Origin of the sequence: Streptomyces sp. NPDC056628 (genome assembly GCF_042792555.1) — a bacterium.
Taxonomy (GTDB): Bacteria; Actinomycetota; Actinomycetes; order Streptomycetales; family Streptomycetaceae; genus Streptomyces.
The window spans coordinates 38,589-57,481 of the sequence record NZ_JBHTWG010000010.1 but is presented as its reverse complement, the minus strand read 5'-3'; the positions used below and the strand labels follow the sequence as shown (position 1 = coordinate 57,481).

Below are 18,893 nucleotides of genomic sequence, written 5' to 3'. Positions count from 1 at the left end.
GCCTCCTGGGAGGTAGGGGAGCGTACGCCGCTATGTACGAGATACCGAACGCTGTTACTCAGCGGTTACCGAAGGAGTCGGCGTAACGTACGTCACAGAGGCCGGAGTCGGGCGTCCGGCGAGGAGTCAGCCCTCGCGGGTCAGTGCGTCCCGCACGGCCTCCTCGGACCGTCCGACCACGGCCGTGCCGTCCCGCGCGGTGATGATGGGCCGCTGGATCAGCCGGGGGTGCCCGGCGAGGGCCGTCACCCACCGGTCCCGGGCGTCCGCGTCCCGCGGCCAGTCCTTGAGCCCGAGTTCCCCGGCGTCGGCCTCCTGGGTGCGGGTGATGTCCCAGGACTCCAGTCCGAGCCGGTCGAGGACGTCCCGGATCTCGTCCTCGGTCGGGACGTCCTCCAGGTAGCGGCGGACCGTGTAGTCGGCGCCCTCGGCGTCCAGCAGACTCAGCGCGCTGCGGCACTTGGAACAGGCCGGGTTGATCCAGATCTCCATGCCGCGCAGGGTATCCCCACACCCCCGATGTTCGATTTCCCGGCCGGTGTGCACAGTTCGCTCCCCACGCGGCTGACGGATCGACAACTTCCGCTCTGACCAGGTGATTTCCTGGACGTCTGGAACCCCCGACTGTCAGTGGGGGACAGTAGACTGGAGTCAGTGTTCGAGAGCGTCACCGGACCCGTCCGGAGGGCGCTCGTCCGCGACAGGAGGATGCCTGTGCCCGCTGCCGCACTGAAGCCGAAGCCCGCCCGCAAACCGCCGCGCACCCAGTCCACCGCCCAGCACCCGGTCCTGCTCGATCTGCCGTACGCGCCCGTACAGAAGCGGGCGCTGCCGCCGGGCCGGCCCCGCGAGTGGTACGTCACGCACAACCGCCGTCTCAAGGCCATGCGCCTCGCGATAGCGCTGCTCGACTCGGGGGTCTACCTGCCCGACCAGGCCCGCAACGAGCGGATCCGCAGCGCCGCGGAGACCATCGGCGTGCACCCGCCGTCCGAGACGACCTGCCACATGGTCCGGGCACTCATGAGGTACGCCCGCTAGGGGGCGCCCTTTCGGGGCCAGGCCGCCGGGGGTCCCCGCCGAGGGGAGGGCACCCGGCGGCCGTCACCCGTTCGCCGTACCCGGCATGCGTACTCCCCGCGGCCCGCCTTCACTGCCAGACAGGGGTCACGACCGCGTTCGGCACCGGGGGCGGCAGCGGGAGGCTCGATGGACAGGGACGGCACAGGGCGGCTGACGGGCCCGCGCGCATCGCCCACGGGGCCCCGCCCGCCTCGCGGGGCCCGGCACGCACCCGTGGGCCGGAGTTCCGGATGACCGCCGCCGGCAGCCCCGCCGAGCGGGCCGAGCGGGGCCGGGCCGCCCGGCAGCGCGTCCGCCGTTCCGGCCACGCCGGCTGGGTCCCGCCCTTCGGCCGGCCCGACCCGGTCGCCGTACTGGAACGCCAGGGACGCGACCTGCTGGCCGAGCTGCTGCCCATCCGGCACGGGCGGATGGCGTCCTCCCCCTTCGCGTTCCTGCGCGGCGCCGCCGCCGTGATGGCCGCCGACCTCGCGGCCCTCCCGCACACCGGCCTGACCGTGCAGCTGTGCGGCGACGCCCATCTGCTCAACTTCGGCCTGTACGCCTCACCGGAACGCTCCCTGCTGTTCGACCTCAACGACTTCGACGAGACGCACCCCGGCCCGTTCGAGTGGGACGTCAAACGGCTCGCCGCCTCGATCGTGGTGGCCGCCCGCGAGAACGGCCACCCGGACGCCAAGGCCGGGCGCGCCGCCCAGGAGGCCGTCGCCGCGTACCGCACCGCCATGCGCCGGCTCGCCCGGCTCGGCGAACTCGACGTCTGGCACATGCGCATCGACACCGAAGAGCTCCTGCCGCCGGCCCCCTCCGCGCGCGACCGGCACCGCGTCGAGGCCACCCTCGGCCGGGCCCGACGGCGCACCAGCCTGCGGGCCTACGGCAAGCTGACCGAGGTGGTGGACGGCCGCCGGCGCATCATCCACGACCCGCCGCTCCTGGTGCCCGCCGGCGCCTCCGACATGGCCTGCCTGCGGAAGGTCTTCAGCGACTACCGTTCGACCCTCTCGGAGGAACGCCGGCTGCTGCTGGACCGCTACCGCTTCGTCGACGCCGCCCGCAAGGTCGTCGGCGTCGGCAGCGTCGGACTGCGCTGCTTCATCGTGCTGCTCACCGGGCGGGACGCCGAGGACCCGCTCTTCCTCCAGATCAAGGAGGCCCGGCAGTCGGTCCTGGAGGAGCATCTGCCCGGCGGGCCGTACACCCACCCCGGGCACCGGGTCGTCGCCGGGCAGCGCCTGCTCCAGGCCGCGAGCGACATCTTCCTCGGCTGGATGTCGGGGCCGCAGGGCCGCGCCTTCTACTGGCGTCAGCTGCGGGACATGAAGGGCGGCGCGGACGTCGCCGGGATGAGCCCGGGAGACCTGCTGGCCTACGCGCGGCTGTGCGGCACCGCCCTCGCGCGCGCCCACGCCCGCTCCGGCGACCGCATCGCCATCGCCGCCTACCTCGGCGCCTCCGACACCTTCGACCGCGCGGTGACCGACTTCGCGTTCTCCTACGCCGACCAGACGGTCACCGACCATACGACGCTGGGCGCGGCCATAGCGGCGGGGGTGATCGCGGCGGCGCCGGGCGTGTGACGCCGGACCGGGCCGGCGGCCGTCGTACGCCGCGGGGCCGGGCGGCGCCTCAGGCGTCCGGCCCCGCGGGACCGGACCAGCCGTCCAGGACCGCGTCCACGAACGTCCGCCGGTCCTCCGTGTGGCTCTCGAACCACAGACCCAGCATGTGCTCCGCGCCCCGTACGTCGAACCGCGTGAACCGGGCACGGGCGCTCAGCGCGTCCTGCACCGCCCCCGTCACCTCCGGCGAGATCACGGCGTCCGTCTCCGGGACCGCGAGCACGGCCCGTCCGGCGTACGCCCGCAGCGCCCGGAGCGCGGGCGCCCCGCGCCAACCGCCCGGCCTGCGGATGATCTCGCTGAACGGCCCGTCCCCGGTACCGAAGGGCACGTCCCACGCCTCGGCGGCGTACACGGCCGGCGCGCACAGCCCCAGCGCCGCCACCCGCTCCGCGTAGCGCGCGACGACGTCCGCGGCCGTCTGCCCGCTCATGCTGAACCCGACCACCACCAGCGGGGCTCCCGCGGGAACGCGCGCGTCGATCACGGCGACCGCCTGCTCCAGGCGCCTGCGCAGACTCAACTCCTTCTGCTCGCCGGTGCTTTCGCCGTGCCCGGAGAAGTCGAAGGCCAGGGCGTGACAGCCACGGGCGGCGAAGTCGGCGAGCAGCGGCAGCAGCCGGTCCTTGGTGCCGGGACCGGCGCCGTGCAGCAGCACGACCGCGGGCAGCCGGGGATCACCGGCGGGACCGCCGTGCACCCCGCTGAGCAGCTCGCCGTCGTGGGCGCAGGTGAAGGAGGAGAGTCCGGTCACGCGCCCCATTCATTCACGGCGCACGCGCCCCCCGGGAAAAGGAGGTGCACGCCGCGTGACCGGATCCCTACCCTGGAGACGCGTAACGGAGCAGCCCACGCCGTTTCCCGCAGGACGGGCGCCACCCCGCGGACTCGGGGCTACTCTCTACGGCACCGACGGACGGCCGCCCGCCCCCAGCGCCCCGCCGGGGACATCCCGATCACCGCTCAGACCTACGCACGCCCACGGAGGCCCGTGATGGGCACCATCGTCATGTCCGGGACCGTCGTCCTGGTGATACTCGGATTCGGAAACCACGTCTACTGGCTGGCCGCGGTCGCCGTGCTCTTCCTCTACGTCCAGTACGGCCGTGGCTCCTCCGCGCCGAGCGGCGGAGCCGGGGGAGGCCCGGCGGCGGGCGGCAGCGCACCGGCCGACTACCGCAGCTACCGCCGGCGCCGCGACATGCAGGCCAAGTGGGAGCGCCGCTACCGTCGCGAGCGCCCCCTGGAGGCCCGCCGTCAGGAGCGCGAGAAGGCCAACTGAGACCACCCGCGGTGGTGACCGCGGGTGGTCGGGGCGCCCCCGGTCACAGCCCGGGGGCGCCCCACACCGGGAACCAGCGGGAAAGGTCCTGCTCCATCCGCAGGTCGCCCGCCAGCGCGGCCTTCACCCGCAGCTCCAGCGCGTTGTCCCGCCGCTCCGGCCGGCCGGGCAGCGGGGCGAACGGGTAGAAGGTCCCTCGCTTGTACAGATAGACGAGGGCGAGACGGCGGTTTCGCTCGCCGTCCTCATCCGTCCCCTCGAAGCCCGCCAGCGAGCACAGCAGTTGCGGGCCGAACCCGTTGACCTCCATCGCGCTGTTCACCGCGTGCAGATCGTTGACCAGGTCCGGCAACCGGTCGGGGGCGCGCCGGGAGACCAACCACGAGTAGCCGTAGGCGTCCCGGGTCAGCTCGACCGGGAGGCCCCGCCCGGCGTCCGCGTCCAGCAGCGCCTGCACCTCCCGGTGCGTCTGTACGAACGCCGCGCCCTCGACCGTGGCGAAGCACACCGCGCCGCTCCCGGTCGGCCGGAACCCGGTCGCCGCCTCCAGCGTCACGGCCGCCGACGGCAGCGCGAACAGCTGGTCGAGATCGGGTGCGACCGGCTTGCTGCGGCCCAGCAGGATGTCCAGCAGCCCCATGCTCACACCCCTCCGGGAGTCGTCGCCTCACCCAGCTCGGCGGAGATCCGCCCCAGCTGGTCGAGCCGCTGCTCCAGGCTCGGGTGGGTGGAGAAGATCCGCGCCAGACCGGGGTCGCGGCCCAGCGCCGGGGTGAAGTAGAAGGCGTTGAACGCCTGGGCCGTCCGCAGATCCTTCGTCGGGATGCGGGCGAGGTCGCCGGAGACCTTGGTGAGCGCGGAGGCCAGCACTGAGGGGCGCCCGGTGAGCAGCGCCGCGGCCCGGTCGGCGGCCAGCTCGCGGTACCGGGACAGGGCCCGGATCAGCAGGTAGCTGAGCGCGTACACGGCGGCCGACACGCCCATGACGGCGGCGAACACGATCGCGGTGTTCTGGTCGCGGCGGCCCCCGAAGAGCTGCGAGTAGAAGGCGAACCGGACGACCAGTCCGGCGATCACCCCGAGGAACGAGGCGACGGTGATCACGGCGACGTCCTTGTGCGCGACGTGCGCCAGCTCGTGCGCGAGGACCCCCTCCAGCTCGCCCCGCTCCAGCCGGCGCAGCAGCCCCGTGGTCACGCAGACCACGGCGTGATCGGCGTTGCGGCCGGTGGCGAAGGCGTTGGGCATCTCCAGGTCGGACACCGCGACCACCGGCTTCGGCATGTCGGCGATGGCACAGAGCCGGTCGACGACGCCGTGCAGCTCGGGATACGCCTCACGCTCCACGGGCCGCCCGTGCATCGCGAACAACGCGACCCGGTCGGAGAACCAGTACTGGGCGCCCAGCAGACCGGCGGCGATCACCACGACCAGCACCCAGGACTTCAGGAGCACGATCAGCGCGGCGACGAAAGCCACGTACAACAACCCGAGCAGAAACAGCGTGACGCCCATCCGGGCGGTCAACCGCCGGTCACTGCGGAAGCGGCTCTGCATGGTGCACCATCCCGCACTCAGGCACTCGTCCCACTGCCCAGTGTGCACCCGCCCCTTCCCATGAACGGGTCGCGGTCGCCCCCAGGAGCGGCAAAGCCCCGCCCTCGCTACGGCGCGGTGAACCGGAAGTAGCCGAGCAGCAGGATGACGGCGGCGACGCCGCCGAGGACGACGACCGTGGACACCCATCCGGACCGGCGGTGCCGGCGGGCCACATGATCGGGTTCGGGCCGGAACGGCACCGGGCCGGGCGGATCGTGCCTCCACCGCGCGGCGAGCATCCGCGCCCGCGCCGACGGCTCCTTGTGCTCGGCGGCCTCGGCCCACCGGATGTCGAACTCGCGCTCGTGCTCGTGCTCGTCGTGCCCCGACTCAGCCATGGCCTCCACCCCCGTGCGATCCCACGCCCTCAGAATAGAACACACGCCCGCGCCCCCACCGTCCATCGGGACGGCGGGGGCGCGGGCGTGAATACTGCTCGGCTCAGGCGCCGATCACACGTCGAAGTAGAGCTCGAACTCGTGCGGGTGCGGGCGGAGCTGGAGCGGGGCGATCTCGTTGGTGCGCTTGAAGTCGATCCACGTCTCGATCAGGTCCGGGGTGAAGACGTCACCCTGGAGCAGGAACTCGTGGTCGCGCTCGAGGGAGTCGAGGACGGCCGGGAGGGACGTCGGGACCTGCGCGACGTTGGCGTGCTCCTCGGGAGCCAGCTCGTAGAGGTCCTTGTCGATCGGCTCGGCCGGCTCGATCTTGTTCTTGATGCCGTCGAGGCCCGCGAGCAGCAGGGCCGAGAAGGCCAGGTACGGGTTGCCGGAGGAGTCGGGCGCGCGGAACTCGACGCGCTTGGCCTTCGGGTTGGAGCCCGTGATCGGGATGCGCATCGCGGCGGAGCGGTTGCGCTGCGAGTACACCAGGTTGATCGGCGCCTCGAAGCCCGGGACCAGGCGGTGGTACGAGTTCACCGTCGGGTTGGTGAAGGCCAGCAGCGACGGGGCGTGCTTGAGGATGCCGCCGATGTAGTAGCGGGCCAGGTCCGACAGGCCCGCGTAGCCGGCCTCGTCGTAGAAGAGCGGGGAGCCGCCCTGCCACAGCGACTGGTGCACGTGCATGCCCGAGCCGTTGTCACCGAAGATAGGCTTCGGCATGAAGGTCGCGGTCTTGCCGTTGCGCCAGGCCACGTTCTTCACGATGTACTTGAAGAGCTGGAGGTCGTCGGCGGCGGCGAGCAGCGTGTTGAACTTGTAGTTGATCTCGGCCTGGCCGGCGGTGCCCACCTCGTGGTGCTGGCGCTCGACCTGCAGTCCGGACTTGGCCAGCTCCAGGGAGATCTCGGCGCGCAGGTCGGCGAAGTGGTCGACCGGCGGGACCGGGAAGTAGCCGCCCTTGTAGCGGACCTTGTAGCCGCGGTTGTCCTCGAGGGCGCCGGTGTTCCAGGCGCCGGCCTCGGAGTCGATGTGGTAGAAGGACTCGTTCTCCGAGGTCCGGAAGCGGACGCTGTCGAAGACGTAGAACTCCGCCTCGGGGCCGAAGAACGCGGTGTCCGCGATGCCCGTCGACGCCAGGTAGGCCTCGGCCTTCTTCGCCACGTTGCGCGGGTCACGGGAGTACTGCTCGCCCGTGATCGGGTCGTGGATGAAGAAGTTGATGTTGAGGGTCTTGTCGCGGCGGAAGGGGTCCACCCGCGCGGTCGACAGGTCGGCGCGCAGCGCCATGTCGGACTCGTGGATGGCCTGGAAGCCGCGGATCGACGAACCGTCGAACGCCAGCTCCTCGTCGGGGTCGAACGCCTCGACGGGCAGCGAGAAGTGCTGCATGACGCCCGGCAGGTCGCAGAAGCGGACGTCGATGAACTTGACGTCCTCGTCCGCGATGAACTTCTTGGCCTCGTCGGCGTTCTGGAACATCCAGCTCCTCCTACTCCCGACCGTCCCGCCGGGGTGGTAGATCGTTCGTGCAGCCAGTGCGGGTGGCACACGCTGCACTCGACCCTAGGGATGGGTGATTTCTCGGGCGTGACCCGTTTGTTTCGCACACGTTAACCGGACATCCCCCACCTCACCCCACCTGTCCACATCCCAGAACGGGCCCAGTACCGTGGTGGCGTGGACAAGAGGCAAGCAATCGGATCCTGGCTCTCCGGCCCGCGCGCGGCCGCCGAGGAAGCCGGGGTCGACTTCGGGTACCGGGGGGAACAGCTCGGCCTTCCGCAGGACGGCCCGGGCTCCATCGCCCGCCCCGGACGGCGGCTCGGCGCCCTCGTCGTGGACTGGGGGCTCTGCGTCCTGATCGCATACGGCCTTCTCACCGACGGCTACGGCCAGGCCACGAGCAACTGGGCGCTGCTCATCTTCTTCGTGATGGGCGTGCTGACGGTCGGCACCCTCGGCTCCACCCCCGGAAAGCGCCTCTTCGGGCTGCGCGTGGTCGCCCTGGACAGCGGCACCGTCAACCCGCTGCGCGCCCTGCTGCGCACGGCCCTGCTCTGCGTCGCCCTCCCGGCCCTGATCTGGGACCGCGACGGCCGCGGACTGCACGACCGGCTGGCCGGCACCGTCGAGGTCCGCGCCTAGAGTCCGGCCTCCGCCCGCGTCCGCGTACGACGAAGGGGGCGCCCCGGAATCACTCCGGGGCGCCCCCTGTCTCGTCGGGGTGCGGCGCGATCAGCGTCGGAAGTTGCCCCTCGGCAGCTTCATGCCCTTGGGCATGGGGCCCTTCGGCAGCGGCATGTTGCTCATCAGGTCGCCCATGGCCTTCAGCCGGTCGTTGGTGGCGGTCACCTGGGGACCGGTGAGCACGCGCGGCAGCTTGAGCATGGTCGTCCGCAGCTTCTTCAGCTCGACCTGGCCCTCGCCCGTGCCCACGATCAGGTCGTGCACCGGCACGTCCGCCACGATGCGGTTCATCTTCTTCTTCTCGGCGGCCAGCAGGCTCTTCACCCGGTTCGGGTTGCCCTCGGCGACCAGCACGATGCCGGCCTTGCCGACGGCCCGGTGCACCACGTCCTGGCTGCGGTTCATCGCCACCGCGGGGGTCGTCGTCCAGCCCCGGCCGATGTTGTCCAGCACGGCCGCTGCGGCGCCCGGCTGGCCCTCCATCTGGCCGAAGGCCGCCCGCTCGGCCCGGCGCCCGAACACGATCGCCGTCGCGAGGAAGGCGAGCAGCAGGCCCAGGATGCCGAGATAGATGGGGTGCCCGATCAAGAAGCCGATCGCGAGGAAGACACCGAAGGTGACGATTCCGACAGCCGCGAGCACAAGACCGATCTTCTTGTCGGCCCTGCGGGTCATCTTGTAGGTCAGAGCGATCTGCTTGAGTCGCCCGGGATTTGCAGCGTCCGCTGCCGTGTCCTTCCTCGCCATGCCACGAAGTCTACGTGGCCCCGCGAGCGCCTTCGACGGCGAGTGGCCTCAGAGCCGGGGAGCGGGCGCCCGGTCCAGGACGCGCTCCGCCTCGACGCGGTCCTTCGCGCGGCGGCGGTCCTCCAGGACGGAGGTCCAGGCGTTGCGGCGGGCCGTGCGCTGGCCGCTGCTCATCAGCAGCGACTCGACGGCACGCAGTGCATTGGTGAACGACGGGATGGCGGTGGCGCGAACGGGCGCGGCCTGCATGGCAGAGGTCCCCCCTCGGAAACGACTGGTTCGGTGAACGGAGCACAGCGTGTGCAACCAGGGTCACTGATTGGTGTTACCAGGGCGTGACCGACCGGTCAAACACCGATGAAGACCGGATGTGGTGCCGGAACGACCGGACGCGGCCCGGACGTGGTCGCCAACTGCGACGACGTACCGGACCGCGTCGACCGACCGGAAACCCGGGAAGTTCCGCCTGTGTGCGGATTCACATCCGCACAGTGACACTGCGTGCCATCAGACGGCCTGGGAGGCGACGAACGCGCCGCGCTTCTCGACCGCCATCTGGTACAGCCGGCCGGCGCGGTACGAGGACCGCACCAGCGGGCCGGACATCACACCGGAGAAGCCGATCTGCTCGGCCTCCTCCTTCAGCTCCACGAACTCCTGCGGCTTGACCCAGCGCTCCACGGGGTGGTGGCGCACGCTCGGGCGCAGGTACTGCGTGATGGTGATCAGCTCGCAGCCGGCCTCGTGCAGCTGCCGCAGCGCCTCACTGACCTCCTCGCGGGTCTCGCCCATGCCGAGGATCAGGTTGGACTTGGTCACCAGGCCGAAGTCGCGGGCATCGGTGATGACCCTGAGGGAGCGCTCGTAGCGGAAGCCGGGGCGGATGCGCTTGAAGATCCGGGGGACCGTCTCGACGTTGTGCGCGAAGACCTCGGGGCGGGACTCGAAGACCTCCCGCAGCAGCTCCGGGACCGCGTTGAAGTCGGGGGCGAGCAGCTCGACCTTGGTGCGGCCGGCCTCGCGGGCGGCGGTCTGCTCGTGGATCTGGCGGACCGTCTCGGCGTACAGCCAGGCACCGCCGTCGGGGAGGTCGTCACGGGCGACGCCGGTGATGGTGGCGTAGTTCAGGTCCATGGTGACCACGGACTCGCCGACGCGGCGCGGCTCGTCGCGGTCCAGCGCCTCGGGCTTGCCGGTGTCGATCTGGCAGAAGTCGCAGCGCCGGGTGCACTGGTCGCCGCCGATGAGGAAGGTGGCCTCGCGGTCCTCCCAGCACTCGTAGATGTTCGGGCAGCCGGCTTCCTGGCAGACCGTGTGCAGTCCCTCGCTCTTCACGAGGCTCTGCATCTTGGTGTACTCGGGGCCCATTTTCGCCCGTGTCTTGATCCACTCGGGCTTGCGCTCGATGGGGGTCTGACTGTTGCGGACCTCCAGGCGCAGCATCTTGCGTCCGTCCGGTGAGACTGCGGACACGTCGGCTCCCTGTGCTTCGATTCTTCGGCGTACACCAGGGTACGCCCGTGCTTACCGAGCCCTGCGGTCAGGCCAACCCCGTGACCGCGGGGCCCATTCCCGCTCTCAGACGGCTGCCTTCTCGATCTCCCGCGGCTTGAGGTCCGCGTCCTCCAGCACGTCCCGCAGATGCCGCTCGACGACCGGCAGCACCTCCTCGATGGTGACGTCCCGGCCGAGCTCCGCCGCCAGGGAGGCGACCCCGGCGTCCCGGATACCGCACGGGATGATCTTGTCGAACCACTTGTTGTCCGGGTTCACGTTGAGGGCGAAGCCGTGCATGGTCACGCCCTTCGCCACCCGGATCCCGATGGCCGCGATCTTGCGGTCCTCGCGCCGCTGCCCGGCGTTGGAGGGTGCGTACTCGGGGCCGTTCAGCCTCGGGTCGAACTCCTCGTCCGTGAGGCGGGGGTCGAAGTCCAGGGACAGGCCGCCGAGCGCCGGGCGCCGGTCCACGGGGTCGCCGAGGACCCAGACGCCGCTGCGGCCCTCGACCCGGGTGGTCTCCAGGCCGAACTCCGCGCAGGTGCGGATCAGGGCCTCCTCCAGCCGCCGTACGTGCGCCACGACGTCCACCGGGCGCGGGAGCTTCTGGATGGGGTAGCCGACCAGCTGGCCGGGGCCGTGCCAGGTGATCTTGCCGCCGCGGTCCACGTCGATGACGGGCGTGCCGTCCAGAGGGCGCTCGTTGTCGGCGGTGCGCCGGCCCGCCGTGTACACCGGGGGGTGTTCGAGCAGCAGGACGGTGTCGCCGATCTCGTCCGCGAACCGGGCCGCGTGCACGCGGCGCTGCTCGTCCCACGCCACCTGGTACTCGACGGCATCCGCGCCGAACCCCATGCGGACGAACCGCAACTCACTCACGGCAAGCGCCTCCCTAGAAGCACCGGAAAGTCGTAAGGCACGAAGCGTGCCTACGCCACTGTACGACCGGTCCGTTCGAGTGGGCTCCCACGGCCCACGTCAGCCCGCTGGCGCAATCCTCACACGATCGGATGAATGGGCGGGGTAATGTGCGATCGGCTGCTTACTCTCCGCTACATTCGCGCCGTTCGAGAGGCCAAAAGGGCTGCTCACCGGCAAATCCGGGCGTTCGGCGGCCGCACGGCCACGCGACGCCCGAAAGGCAGGAGACCGCACCGCAGATGACGGAACGACCCGCGCAGCGCACTCCCAATCGACAGCTCGCCGCGCTCATCGCAGAAGCGGGATTCTCCAACGCGGGTCTCGCCCGCCGGGTGGACCAGCTCGGACTCGAACACGGGCTTGACCTGAGATACGACAAGACGTCGGTCACCCGCTGGCTGCGCGGGCAGCAGCCGCGCGGCACGACCCCGGCCCTGATCGCCGAGGTCTTCACCCGGCGCCTCGGCCGCCGGCTCACCGCCCAGGACCTCGGCCTGGACGCCTGTGCGCCCGTGTACGCCGGGCTGGAGTTCGCCGCGACCCCCGACGAGGCCGTCGACATCGTCAGCGGCCTGTGGCGCAAGGACTCGGGCAGCCATGCCGAGCTGCGCAAGATCGCGTTCACCCCCGCCGGCCTGGTCGTGCCCAGCCGGGACTGGCTGATCGGCCGCGCCGACGAGAAGGTCGCGCGCGGCGAGCCGGTCACCCGTGTGCAGGTCCCGGGCCGGCCGATGGTGCCGCGCCAGCGCGGCCAGGCCGAGCGCGGGCCCGGCCAGAAGGTCACCGGCGGGGACATCGCCGCGCTGCGCTCGGTCGGCGACCTGTTCCGCTCCCTGGACGACATGTACGGCGGCGGCCACGCCCGCCAGGCCCTCGTGCGCTACCTGGAGCACGAGTGCGAGCCGATGCTGCGCGGCGCCTACGGCGAGCAGACCGGCCGCCGCCTGTTCGCCGCCGCCGCGGACCTCACGCGGCTCGCGGGCTGGACGTCGTTCGACATCGCCGCGCACGGCCTCGCGCAGCGCTACTTCGTGCAGGCGCTGCGGCTGGCCCAGGCCGCCGGGGACCGGCCGTTCGGGTCGTACGTCCTGGCGACCATGAGCCGGCAGGCCGTCTACCTCGGGCACGGCCGGGAGGCCGTCCAGCTCGCGCGCGTCGCCCAGCAGGGCGTCGGCACCGGCGCCCCGCCTGTCGTGCTGGCCCTGCTGCACGCCTGCGAGGCGCGCGGGCACGGCGTGCTCGGCGAGGTGCGCGCCTGCACGGCCTCCCTGGTCCGGGCCGAGCGCGCCATGGAGGCCGCCCGCCCCGGCGACGACGTCCCGCACTGGACGCGGTTCTTCGACGAGGCGCAGCTCGCCGACGAGTTCGGCCACTGCCACCGGGACCTCCAGCAGTTCCGGGCGGCCGCGCAGCACGCCGAGCGCTCCCTGCAGCTGCGGGCCCCCGCCTTCGCCCGCAGCCGCCTGTTCTGCCGGCTCGTGCTGGCCAGCGCCCGCCTCGGCCTCGGCGAGCTCGACCAGGCGTGCGCCCTGGGCGCCGAGGCCGCGGGCCAGGCCGTGGAGATGCGGTCCGTCCGGGCGATCGAGTACGTCCGGGACTTCGAGCGCAGGCTGGAGCCCTACCGTGACGCGGCCCCGGTCCGGGGCTACCGGGACAAGGTCGCCGCGCTGCTGTGACGGGGGTGCGGGTGGCCGTCCGCACGGGCCCCGCCCCGCCCGGAACGGCCACCCGCCCCAGGCTTGGTCCGTAAGGGTGCCGCTGCGCTCAGGCCGCCGTCCGTAAGGGTTCCGCCCGGTTCAGGGAGCCCGCCGCGCCCAGGTCCGTCAGGATCGCCGTCGCGGCCCGGCGGGCCGAGTGCAGGGCGCCCTGGACGGTGCTGGTGTCGCGGTGGTCACCGCACACGTACAGGCCCGCCAGCAGCCGCACCGGGCGGCGCAGGTCGTGCGGCGCGGTCATCGCGGGCACGGCCTCGGGCGTGTGGTGCACGGCCAGCGTCTCCCAGCGGGCCGTCGAGGTGCCGTACAGGCGGGCCAGGTGCGTCCGTACGGCCGTGTCGACGTCCGGGGGCGGGGTGCCGAGGACCGTCGAGGTGACGAGGGCGCGGCCGGCCGGGGCGCGGCTCGGGTCGACGCGGCTGATCACCGCCGTGTGCGCCACCGGGCCGCTCCGGTCGGAGTCGAGCAGCAGCGAGGCGCCGGTCTCCGGTGCCTCGTCCATCGTGTGGTGGAGGACCGTCACCGGGTGGAAACCGGGCACGCGCAGCCCCGGCAGCAGCTCGCCGGCGGTGCGCGCGTCGGTGGCCAGCAGCACCGCCCGGCACCGTATCGCGCCGTGCTCGGCGGTCGTCACGGCCGTCGTGGCGATCGAGGTGACCCGCACCCCGGTGTGCACGGTGCCCGGCGGCAGCGAGCGCGCGAGCAGGTCGGGCAGGGCCTCGGCGCCACCCTCGGGCAGACACAGCCGGCCGCCCGCGAAGGCGTGCAGCGCGAGGTCCGCGCACCGGCTGGACGTCGTCAGCTCGGGGTCGTGCAGCAGGGCGGCGAGCAGCGGCCGCAGGAAGCCGTCGATCGTGCGCGGCGGGATGCCGCGTTCCGCGAGGGCCTGCGCGGCCGGGGCCTCCGGGCGGTTCAGCAGCCGCTCGACGGGCGCGGAGGCCAGCCGGGCGAGCGCGGCGCCGAGGCGTGCCTGGTCGACTGCGGTGCCCAGCGAGGCTCCGGTTCGCGCCCGGGGGACGGCGGAGGCCCTGGGGGCGCTCGCCAGGGCGCGTACCGCATGGAGTGCGCCCCTCGCGCGCCGCGCACTCGCCGGGCCGGTGAGCGCGCCGGCGCGGTGCCGGCGCCCGTCGCTGTGCAGCAGCACCCCCGGGGCGAAGGACCGCAGCGCGAGCGCGTCCAGGGCCGGTGTCCGGCGGAGCTCGGGATACGACGTCGACAGAAGCTGCCCGATCCGGTCCAGCCGGAAGCCGTCGACCTTCTCGGTCGACATGCGGCCACCCGGGTAGGGGGCCGCCTCCAGGACCGCGGTGGTTATTCCTGCGCTGGTCAGCCGGTGCGCCGCGGCGAGCCCGGCGACCCCGGCTCCCACGATGACGACGTCCGCCTGGTACGCGGGCTCAAGCACGTGCCCCTCCTCGAGGTTGCGCGGCCGGTGGAGACGTGATGCCCCCAACTGGCCCAGGAAATACCCGAGTTCGGCACGAGGTTACGGACGCGACGGGTCAGGGACAGTCGCGCATCGACAGAGCACGGTCGCACGGCGGTCGCATACGGACACCCGGTCCGATCCGTCCCGCTACCGCAGGGCCGCCCGGATCGCCCCCTCGATGTCCGGGAACGCGAAGGTGAAGCCCGACTCCAGCAGCCGCTTCGGCAGCACCCGCTGACTGCCGAGGACGTCCCCGGCCATCTCGCCGAGCACGGTCCGCAGGACGGGCGCCGGGACCGGCAGCAGCGCCGGCCGGCGCAGCACCCGCCCCATGGCCGCGGTGATCTCGCGGTTCGTCACCGGCTCGGGAGCGGTCACGTTGAACGGCCCCGACCACTCCTCGGCGTCCAGCAGATGCCGGATCGCCGCCACCTCGTCGTGCAGCGACACGAACGACCAGTACTGCCGCCCGTCCCCCAGCGGTCCCCCCAGCCCCGCCCGGAACAGCGGGAACAGCCGCCCCCACGCGCCGCCCTCCCGGGCCACCACCAACCCGGTGCGCACGAACACCGTCCGCACCCCCGCCTCCCGCGCGGGCGCCGCCGCGGCCTCCCACTCCACGCACAGCTCCGGCAGGAAGCCCTCCCCCGGCGGACTCGACTCGTCGACGGCCCGCTCGCCGGTCTCGCCGTAGTAGCCGATCGCGCTGCCGTTCACGAAGGCCCGCGGCCGCTCCCCGGGCTTCAGCGCCGCCATCGCGGAGGCCAGCGCCGCCGTGCCCCGCACCCGGCCGCGCCGCAGGCTCTCCTTGTACGCCTCGGTCCAGCGCCGCGCCCCCACGTTCGCACCGGCCAGATTGACCACCGCGTCGCACCCGGCGAGCACCTCGGCCGGCACCTCACCGCCCTCGGGGTCCCAGCGGACCTCGTCCGCCGCGCGGGGCGCCCGGCGCACCAGGCGGACCACCTCGTGCCCGTCCGCGACGAGCGAGCGCACCAGGGCTGCACCGATCAGACCGGAGGAACCGGCGACCACGATTCTCGACAGATCCATGCACGCCATCCTGCCCTGAACCCGCCCTGATGCCTCCTCGTACGCTGTGGGCATGTCCGACTCCCGACGGCACCCCCTGCTGCGCACCGCCCGGCCCGAGGACGACGAGGAGCTGGGCCGGCTCGACCGCCTCACCTGGTCGCCCCTGCACGCCGTCGTGCCCAGGCCGCGCCCGCCCTACCCGCCCTTCTTCGACGCACGCCACGCCTGCGAGGACACCCTCGTCGCGGAGCTGGGCGGCCGCGTCGTCGGCTACATCCGCGTGGTCCCGCCGACCCGGCTCGCCTCCAACGCGCACGTACGGCAGATCCAGGGGCTGGCGGTCGCGGACGAGGCCCGGGGGCACGGCGTCGGGCGGGCGCTGATCCGCGCGGCCGTCGAGGAGGCCCGCCGCCAGGGCGCCCGCCGCCTCACCCTGCGCGTCCTCGGCCACAACGCCCCGGCCCGCGCGCTGTACGCGTCCGAGGGGTTCGTGGTGGAGGGCGTCCTGCCCGGGGAGTTCCACGTGGACGGGACGTACACCGACGACGTGCTCATGGGGCGCGCCCTGTGACGCGCCCCGGTCTCACGAGGTGACCAGGTCCCCGGTGTCCACCGGGACGGTCGAGGTCGCCGCGCGCCGGGCGGACGAGGCCACCTCGTCCGCGGTCAGGGCGTAACCGGTCTCGTCGTCGGTGGTGGAACGGGCGAAGACCACCCCGTACACCCGGCCGCCGGTGGTCAGCAGCGGTCCGCCCGAGTTGCCGGGGCGCACGGTGGAGCGGACCGAGTAGATCTCGCGGGTCACGGTCTCGTCGTTGTAGATGTTCTGGCCGGTGGCCTGGACACGGCCGGCGACCGTCGCCGCCTGGAGGTCCAGCGCGCCGTCCTCCGGGTAGCCCGCCACGACCGCGGAGTCGCCGCGCGTGGCCTCCTCGTCGAAGCGCAGGACGGGGGCGCTCAGCTCCGGCACGTACAGCACGGCCACGTCGCGCCGGGGGTCGAAGAGCACCACCCGCGCGGCGTACGACGGCCCGACGCCGCCCACGCGGACGTCCGGCCGGTCGATGCCGGCCACCACATGGGCGTTGGTCATCACGCGCTGCGGGGCGTACACGAAGCCGCTGCCCTCGCGGCCCTGGGTGCCGGCGGACCCCTCGATCTTGACGGTGCTGCGCCTGGCGGCCTCCGTGGCGGCCGGGGTGACGCTGTCGCCGGTGGGCCGGGCGACCTCGGCCGTCGACTCGTTCTCGAACGGGTTGAAGACCTGCGGGAAACCCGCCTCCGTCAGCGCGGACGTGGCCCGCGAGAACCAGGCCGGGGTGGTGTCCGGCATCGCGTCCTGCACGCTGCCCAGCAGCCGGGAGTCACGGATCGCCGACGTCAGCAGCGGCGAGGAGGACGCGGCCAGCACGCTCGCCGCCACCCAGGCCACGATCAGCACGGCCACCGCGTTGGCCACCGACCCGCCGATGCCGTCGGCCACCCGCAGCGGCCCGCGGTCCAGCTCCCGGCGCAGCCGCAGGGCCAGCCGCCCGGCCAGCTCGTGCACCAGCACGGCGGGCAGCAGCACGGTCAGCACCGCGGCCACCGTCGCCCTGGTGGTGCCCGGCGTGACCAGGTCCATCACCCACGGCAGCAGCCACACGCCGATCGCCGCGCCGCCCACGAAGCCGGCCAGCGAGACACAGCCGGCCACCAGCCCCCGCCGGTAGCCGGACGCCGCGTACGCCACCATCACGAGCAGCAGCAGGATGTCGAGCAGGTCCACTGAGCCGCCTTTCTCTCGGACCTCTTGGTACGCGTGCGGAGCGCGCCTCGATCAGCGCGCGGCGGCGTGTCCCGGGGGATCCGGCCACGCTGCGTACACCTGGGGGAACGCCCCGGACCCGGGTGATGGTTCCACCCGGTGTCACACCACACATCGCGGGCGGACCCGATCCGTCGGACAGTAGGACCATGTGTGCCATCCGACGGGTCACGGCGGAACGGGTGCGGGGTCGCCCCGGGGGACGGGGAGCCCTCGTGGTCCTCGGCTGCGTACCGGGACTGGCCGCCGCGCTCGCGCTCGTGCTGTGCGCCGACGGGGTGGAGCGAAGCGTCGAGCGGGAGAAGCGGCCCGTCGCGGCGCGCCCCGCCTCGTACCACGCCGCCCGGCCGCCCATCGTGCCCCGGGACGTCTGGCTCGACGAGGACAGCCTGCACACCCAGCCGCCCCCTCGCTACGACGACAAGGTCATCGCCGTCTTCGTCCACCACACCGACTCGCCCAACGACTACGACTGCGCCGACTCGCCCCGCATCATCCAGCACCTCTACGCCGGCCAGACCGGCGGCCGGCACTGGGACGACCTCGGCTACAACTTCGTCGTCGACCGCTGCGGCACGATCTACGAGGGCCGGGCCGGCGGCACCGACCGGCCCGTCACCGGCGCCCACACCCAGGGTTTCAACCACCGCACCGCCGGCGTCGCCGCCCTCGGCACCTTCACGGCCGGGGTGCCCGTCCCCAAGGCGATGACCGACGCGGTCGCGGCGGTCGCGGCGTGGAAGCTGGGGCTCTCCGGGACGGACCCCCGTGCCACGGTGCGTTTGACCTCCAGCAACGACCTCAGCCGCTACGCGTCCGGCACCACCGCCACGCTGCCCGCCGTGGCCGGTCACAACGACGGCTTCTCGACGAGCTGCCCCGGCGCCGCCCTCAGCGCCCGCCTCCCGGAGATCAGGGCCACCGCGGCCCGCCTCCAGGGCCGGCCCGAAGGGCACGGCGGCGCGCCGGGCCGGTCCGGCGCGGACGGTTTCCGGGCGGCCCTGAGGCACCCTCTGGGCGTCCTCAGCCCCTGAACCGCTCCCACAGCCGGGGGAAGCGCTCCGCCAGCGCCCGCGCGTCCTCGAAGTCCACGGGGGTGCCGGACGGCTCCGGAGGCGCCGGCGGAAGGCCGAGATCGGGGGCGACGGCACCGGTGAGCTGTTCGTACGCCTCGTCGGCGGCGTACCCCAGCTCCTCCGCGTCGCCGTCGAACTCCTCGTCGAAGTCGTCCAGCAGCTCGGCCAGCGCGTCCGGGTCGTGCACCGCGCCCTCGTACACCTCGCGGCCCTGGCCGATCAGCCAGCAGCGGAAGAAGTCGAAGGCGTCGTCGCTGGCCCCGTCGAGCAGGACGTACGCGGCACCCCACACGTCCCAGGTGTACGCCCGGTTGTAGCGGGCCTCGAAGTGGCGGGCGAAGTCGAGCACGGCGTCCGGGTCCAGCTGGACCAGCCGCTCCACCAGCAGATCGGCCTGCTCCTCGGGGTCGCCCTCGGCGGCCTCGCGGGCGGCGTCCACCAGCTCCCAGAACTCCGTCTCGTCCATCACGGGTCCAGCATCGGCCCTGGACCGGTGGGGCGCACGTGGAG

At 72.9% G+C, this 18,893-nt stretch carries 21 protein-coding genes; 7 read left to right on the top strand and 14 right to left on the bottom strand.

What is annotated here, in order from left to right; all coding sequences use genetic code 11:
- Positions 1-126: 126 nt before the first annotated feature.
- Positions 127-492, bottom strand: a complete 366-nt coding sequence (locus ACFRAC_RS15560) for an ArsC/Spx/MgsR family protein (protein ID WP_382924411.1) — start codon at positions 490-492, stop codon at positions 127-129.
- Positions 493-714: 222 nt separating this feature from the next.
- On the opposite strand from ACFRAC_RS15560, the gene ACFRAC_RS15555 reads away from it, so the two are divergent.
- Both ACFRAC_RS15555 and ACFRAC_RS15550 read left to right on the top strand, forming a co-directional pair.
- Complete coding sequence (locus ACFRAC_RS15555) at positions 715-1,041, top strand: hypothetical protein (protein WP_382924410.1); 327 nt, start codon at positions 715-717, stop codon at positions 1,039-1,041.
- A gap of 272 nt (positions 1,042-1,313) precedes the next feature.
- Entirely contained in the window at positions 1,314-2,663 is a 1,350-nt protein-coding gene (locus ACFRAC_RS15550) for a DUF2252 domain-containing protein (RefSeq protein ID WP_382924409.1), read from the top strand.
- Positions 2,664-2,712: 49 nt separating this feature from the next.
- On the opposite strand, the gene ACFRAC_RS15545 is transcribed toward ACFRAC_RS15550, so the two are convergent.
- The gene (locus ACFRAC_RS15545; RefSeq protein WP_382924408.1) at positions 2,713-3,468 is read right to left on the bottom strand and encodes an alpha/beta hydrolase; all 756 of its coding nucleotides are present in this window, start codon (positions 3,466-3,468) and stop codon (positions 2,713-2,715) included.
- Between the two features lie 231 nt (positions 3,469-3,699).
- Here ACFRAC_RS15545 and ACFRAC_RS15540 point away from each other — a divergent pair, with 231 nt between their 5' ends.
- Positions 3,700-3,987, top strand: coding sequence for a hypothetical protein (locus ACFRAC_RS15540; protein WP_382924407.1), 288 nt, complete (start codon positions 3,700-3,702; stop codon positions 3,985-3,987).
- Positions 3,988-4,030: 43 nt separating this feature from the next.
- On the opposite strand, the gene ACFRAC_RS15535 is transcribed toward ACFRAC_RS15540, so the two are convergent.
- The 4 genes from ACFRAC_RS15535 to glnA all read right to left on the bottom strand — a co-directional run bounded on the left by ACFRAC_RS15535 (position 4,031) and on the right by glnA (position 7,448).
- Positions 4,031-4,627 (bottom strand): hypothetical protein, encoded by a 597-nt coding sequence (locus ACFRAC_RS15535; protein WP_382924406.1) that lies wholly within the window; start codon positions 4,625-4,627, stop codon positions 4,031-4,033.
- Positions 4,628-4,629: 2 nt separating this feature from the next.
- Positions 4,630-5,544, bottom strand: coding sequence for a zinc metalloprotease HtpX (gene htpX / locus ACFRAC_RS15530; RefSeq protein WP_382924405.1), 915 nt, complete (start codon positions 5,542-5,544; stop codon positions 4,630-4,632).
- A gap of 107 nt (positions 5,545-5,651) precedes the next feature.
- The gene (locus tag ACFRAC_RS15525; protein WP_382924404.1) at positions 5,652-5,924 is read right to left on the bottom strand and encodes a hypothetical protein; all 273 of its coding nucleotides are present in this window, start codon (positions 5,922-5,924) and stop codon (positions 5,652-5,654) included.
- A 114-nt stretch (positions 5,925-6,038) separates the two neighbouring features.
- Positions 6,039-7,448, bottom strand: coding sequence for a type I glutamate--ammonia ligase (gene glnA, locus ACFRAC_RS15520; RefSeq protein WP_361343679.1), 1,410 nt, complete (start codon positions 7,446-7,448; stop codon positions 6,039-6,041).
- A 198-nt stretch (positions 7,449-7,646) separates the two neighbouring features.
- On the opposite strand from glnA, the gene ACFRAC_RS15515 reads away from it, so the two are divergent.
- On the top strand, positions 7,647-8,114 hold the full coding sequence (locus ACFRAC_RS15515; protein ID WP_382924403.1) for an RDD family protein: 468 nt from the start codon (positions 7,647-7,649) through the stop codon (positions 8,112-8,114).
- Between the two features lie 90 nt (positions 8,115-8,204).
- Here ACFRAC_RS15515 and ACFRAC_RS15510 read toward each other — a convergent pair whose 3' ends face one another.
- From ACFRAC_RS15510 to lipB, 4 genes are all read right to left on the bottom strand, one after another.
- On the bottom strand, positions 8,205-8,903 hold the full coding sequence (locus tag ACFRAC_RS15510; protein WP_382924402.1) for a DUF4191 domain-containing protein: 699 nt from the start codon (positions 8,901-8,903) through the stop codon (positions 8,205-8,207).
- A 48-nt stretch (positions 8,904-8,951) separates the two neighbouring features.
- Positions 8,952-9,152 (bottom strand): hypothetical protein, encoded by a 201-nt coding sequence (locus ACFRAC_RS15505; RefSeq protein WP_382924401.1) that lies wholly within the window; start codon positions 9,150-9,152, stop codon positions 8,952-8,954.
- A 258-nt stretch (positions 9,153-9,410) separates the two neighbouring features.
- Positions 9,411-10,376 (bottom strand): lipoyl synthase, encoded by a 966-nt coding sequence (gene lipA / locus ACFRAC_RS15500; protein WP_361343668.1) that lies wholly within the window; start codon positions 10,374-10,376, stop codon positions 9,411-9,413.
- A 105-nt stretch (positions 10,377-10,481) separates the two neighbouring features.
- Complete coding sequence (gene lipB / locus ACFRAC_RS15495; RefSeq protein WP_361343665.1) at positions 10,482-11,279, bottom strand: lipoyl(octanoyl) transferase LipB; 798 nt, start codon at positions 11,277-11,279, stop codon at positions 10,482-10,484.
- 281 nt (positions 11,280-11,560) lie between these two features.
- Between lipB and ACFRAC_RS15490 the strand changes: the two genes are divergently transcribed.
- Positions 11,561-12,997, top strand: coding sequence for a regulator (locus ACFRAC_RS15490; RefSeq protein ID WP_382924400.1), 1,437 nt, complete (start codon positions 11,561-11,563; stop codon positions 12,995-12,997).
- Between the two features lie 88 nt (positions 12,998-13,085).
- Here the strand turns inward: ACFRAC_RS15490 and ACFRAC_RS15485 are convergent, their stop codons facing one another.
- Together ACFRAC_RS15485 and ACFRAC_RS15480 are read right to left on the bottom strand one after the other, a co-directional pair.
- Positions 13,086-14,441 (bottom strand): NAD(P)/FAD-dependent oxidoreductase, encoded by a 1,356-nt coding sequence (locus ACFRAC_RS15485; RefSeq protein WP_382924399.1) that lies wholly within the window; start codon positions 14,439-14,441, stop codon positions 13,086-13,088.
- A 171-nt stretch (positions 14,442-14,612) separates the two neighbouring features.
- The gene (locus tag ACFRAC_RS15480) at positions 14,613-15,518 is read right to left on the bottom strand and encodes a TIGR01777 family oxidoreductase (protein ID WP_382924398.1); all 906 of its coding nucleotides are present in this window, start codon (positions 15,516-15,518) and stop codon (positions 14,613-14,615) included.
- 52 nt (positions 15,519-15,570) lie between these two features.
- Here ACFRAC_RS15480 and ACFRAC_RS15475 point away from each other — a divergent pair, with 52 nt between their 5' ends.
- The gene (locus ACFRAC_RS15475; RefSeq protein ID WP_382924397.1) at positions 15,571-16,071 is read left to right on the top strand and encodes a GNAT family N-acetyltransferase; all 501 of its coding nucleotides are present in this window, start codon (positions 15,571-15,573) and stop codon (positions 16,069-16,071) included.
- A gap of 12 nt (positions 16,072-16,083) precedes the next feature.
- Here the strand turns inward: ACFRAC_RS15475 and ACFRAC_RS15470 are convergent, their stop codons facing one another.
- Positions 16,084-17,268: a MarP family serine protease gene (locus tag ACFRAC_RS15470; RefSeq protein WP_382924396.1), complete on the bottom strand. Its 1,185-nt coding sequence runs from the start codon at positions 17,266-17,268 to the stop codon at positions 16,084-16,086.
- A gap of 254 nt (positions 17,269-17,522) precedes the next feature.
- Between ACFRAC_RS15470 and ACFRAC_RS15465 the strand changes: the two genes are divergently transcribed.
- Positions 17,523-18,341 carry a peptidoglycan recognition protein gene (locus tag ACFRAC_RS15465; RefSeq protein ID WP_382924531.1) on the top strand — a complete coding sequence of 273 codons (819 nt, stop codon included), beginning with the start codon at positions 17,523-17,525 and terminating at the stop codon, positions 18,339-18,341.
- On the opposite strand, the gene ACFRAC_RS15460 is transcribed toward ACFRAC_RS15465, so the two are convergent.
- The gene (locus tag ACFRAC_RS15460) at positions 18,331-18,849 is read right to left on the bottom strand and encodes a DUF4240 domain-containing protein (RefSeq protein ID WP_382924530.1); all 519 of its coding nucleotides are present in this window, start codon (positions 18,847-18,849) and stop codon (positions 18,331-18,333) included. The genes ACFRAC_RS15465 and ACFRAC_RS15460 overlap by 11 nt on opposite strands.
- Positions 18,850-18,893: the final 44 nt, after the last annotated feature.

Excerpts from the sequence above, each read along its gene's own strand:
- ACFRAC_RS15560 (WP_382924411.1), bottom strand. The coding sequence starts at position 492 with ATGGAGATCTGGATCAACCCGGCCTGTTCCAAGTGCCGCAGCGCGCTG.
- ACFRAC_RS15550 (WP_382924409.1), top strand. The coding sequence starts at position 1,314 with ATGACCGCCGCCGGCAGCCCCGCCGAGCGGGCCGAGCGGGGCCGGGCC.
- ACFRAC_RS15545 (WP_382924408.1), bottom strand. The coding sequence starts at position 3,468 with ATGGGGCGCGTGACCGGACTCTCCTCCTTCACCTGCGCCCACGACGGC.
- ACFRAC_RS15540 (WP_382924407.1), top strand. The coding sequence starts at position 3,700 with ATGGGCACCATCGTCATGTCCGGGACCGTCGTCCTGGTGATACTCGGA.
- ACFRAC_RS15535 (WP_382924406.1), bottom strand. The coding sequence starts at position 4,627 with ATGGGGCTGCTGGACATCCTGCTGGGCCGCAGCAAGCCGGTCGCACCC.
- htpX (WP_382924405.1), bottom strand. The coding sequence starts at position 5,544 with ATGCAGAGCCGCTTCCGCAGTGACCGGCGGTTGACCGCCCGGATGGGC.
- ACFRAC_RS15525 (WP_382924404.1), bottom strand. The coding sequence starts at position 5,924 with ATGGCTGAGTCGGGGCACGACGAGCACGAGCACGAGCGCGAGTTCGAC.
- glnA (WP_361343679.1), bottom strand. The coding sequence starts at position 7,448 with ATGTTCCAGAACGCCGACGAGGCCAAGAAGTTCATCGCGGACGAGGAC.
- ACFRAC_RS15510 (WP_382924402.1), bottom strand. The coding sequence starts at position 8,903 with ATGGCGAGGAAGGACACGGCAGCGGACGCTGCAAATCCCGGGCGACTC.
- ACFRAC_RS15505 (WP_382924401.1), bottom strand. The coding sequence starts at position 9,152 with ATGCAGGCCGCGCCCGTTCGCGCCACCGCCATCCCGTCGTTCACCAAT.
- ACFRAC_RS15490 (WP_382924400.1), top strand. The coding sequence starts at position 11,561 with ATGACGGAACGACCCGCGCAGCGCACTCCCAATCGACAGCTCGCCGCG.
- ACFRAC_RS15480 (WP_382924398.1), bottom strand. The coding sequence starts at position 15,518 with ATGGATCTGTCGAGAATCGTGGTCGCCGGTTCCTCCGGTCTGATCGGT.
- ACFRAC_RS15475 (WP_382924397.1), top strand. The coding sequence starts at position 15,571 with ATGTCCGACTCCCGACGGCACCCCCTGCTGCGCACCGCCCGGCCCGAG.
- ACFRAC_RS15460 (WP_382924530.1), bottom strand. The coding sequence starts at position 18,849 with ATGGACGAGACGGAGTTCTGGGAGCTGGTGGACGCCGCCCGCGAGGCC.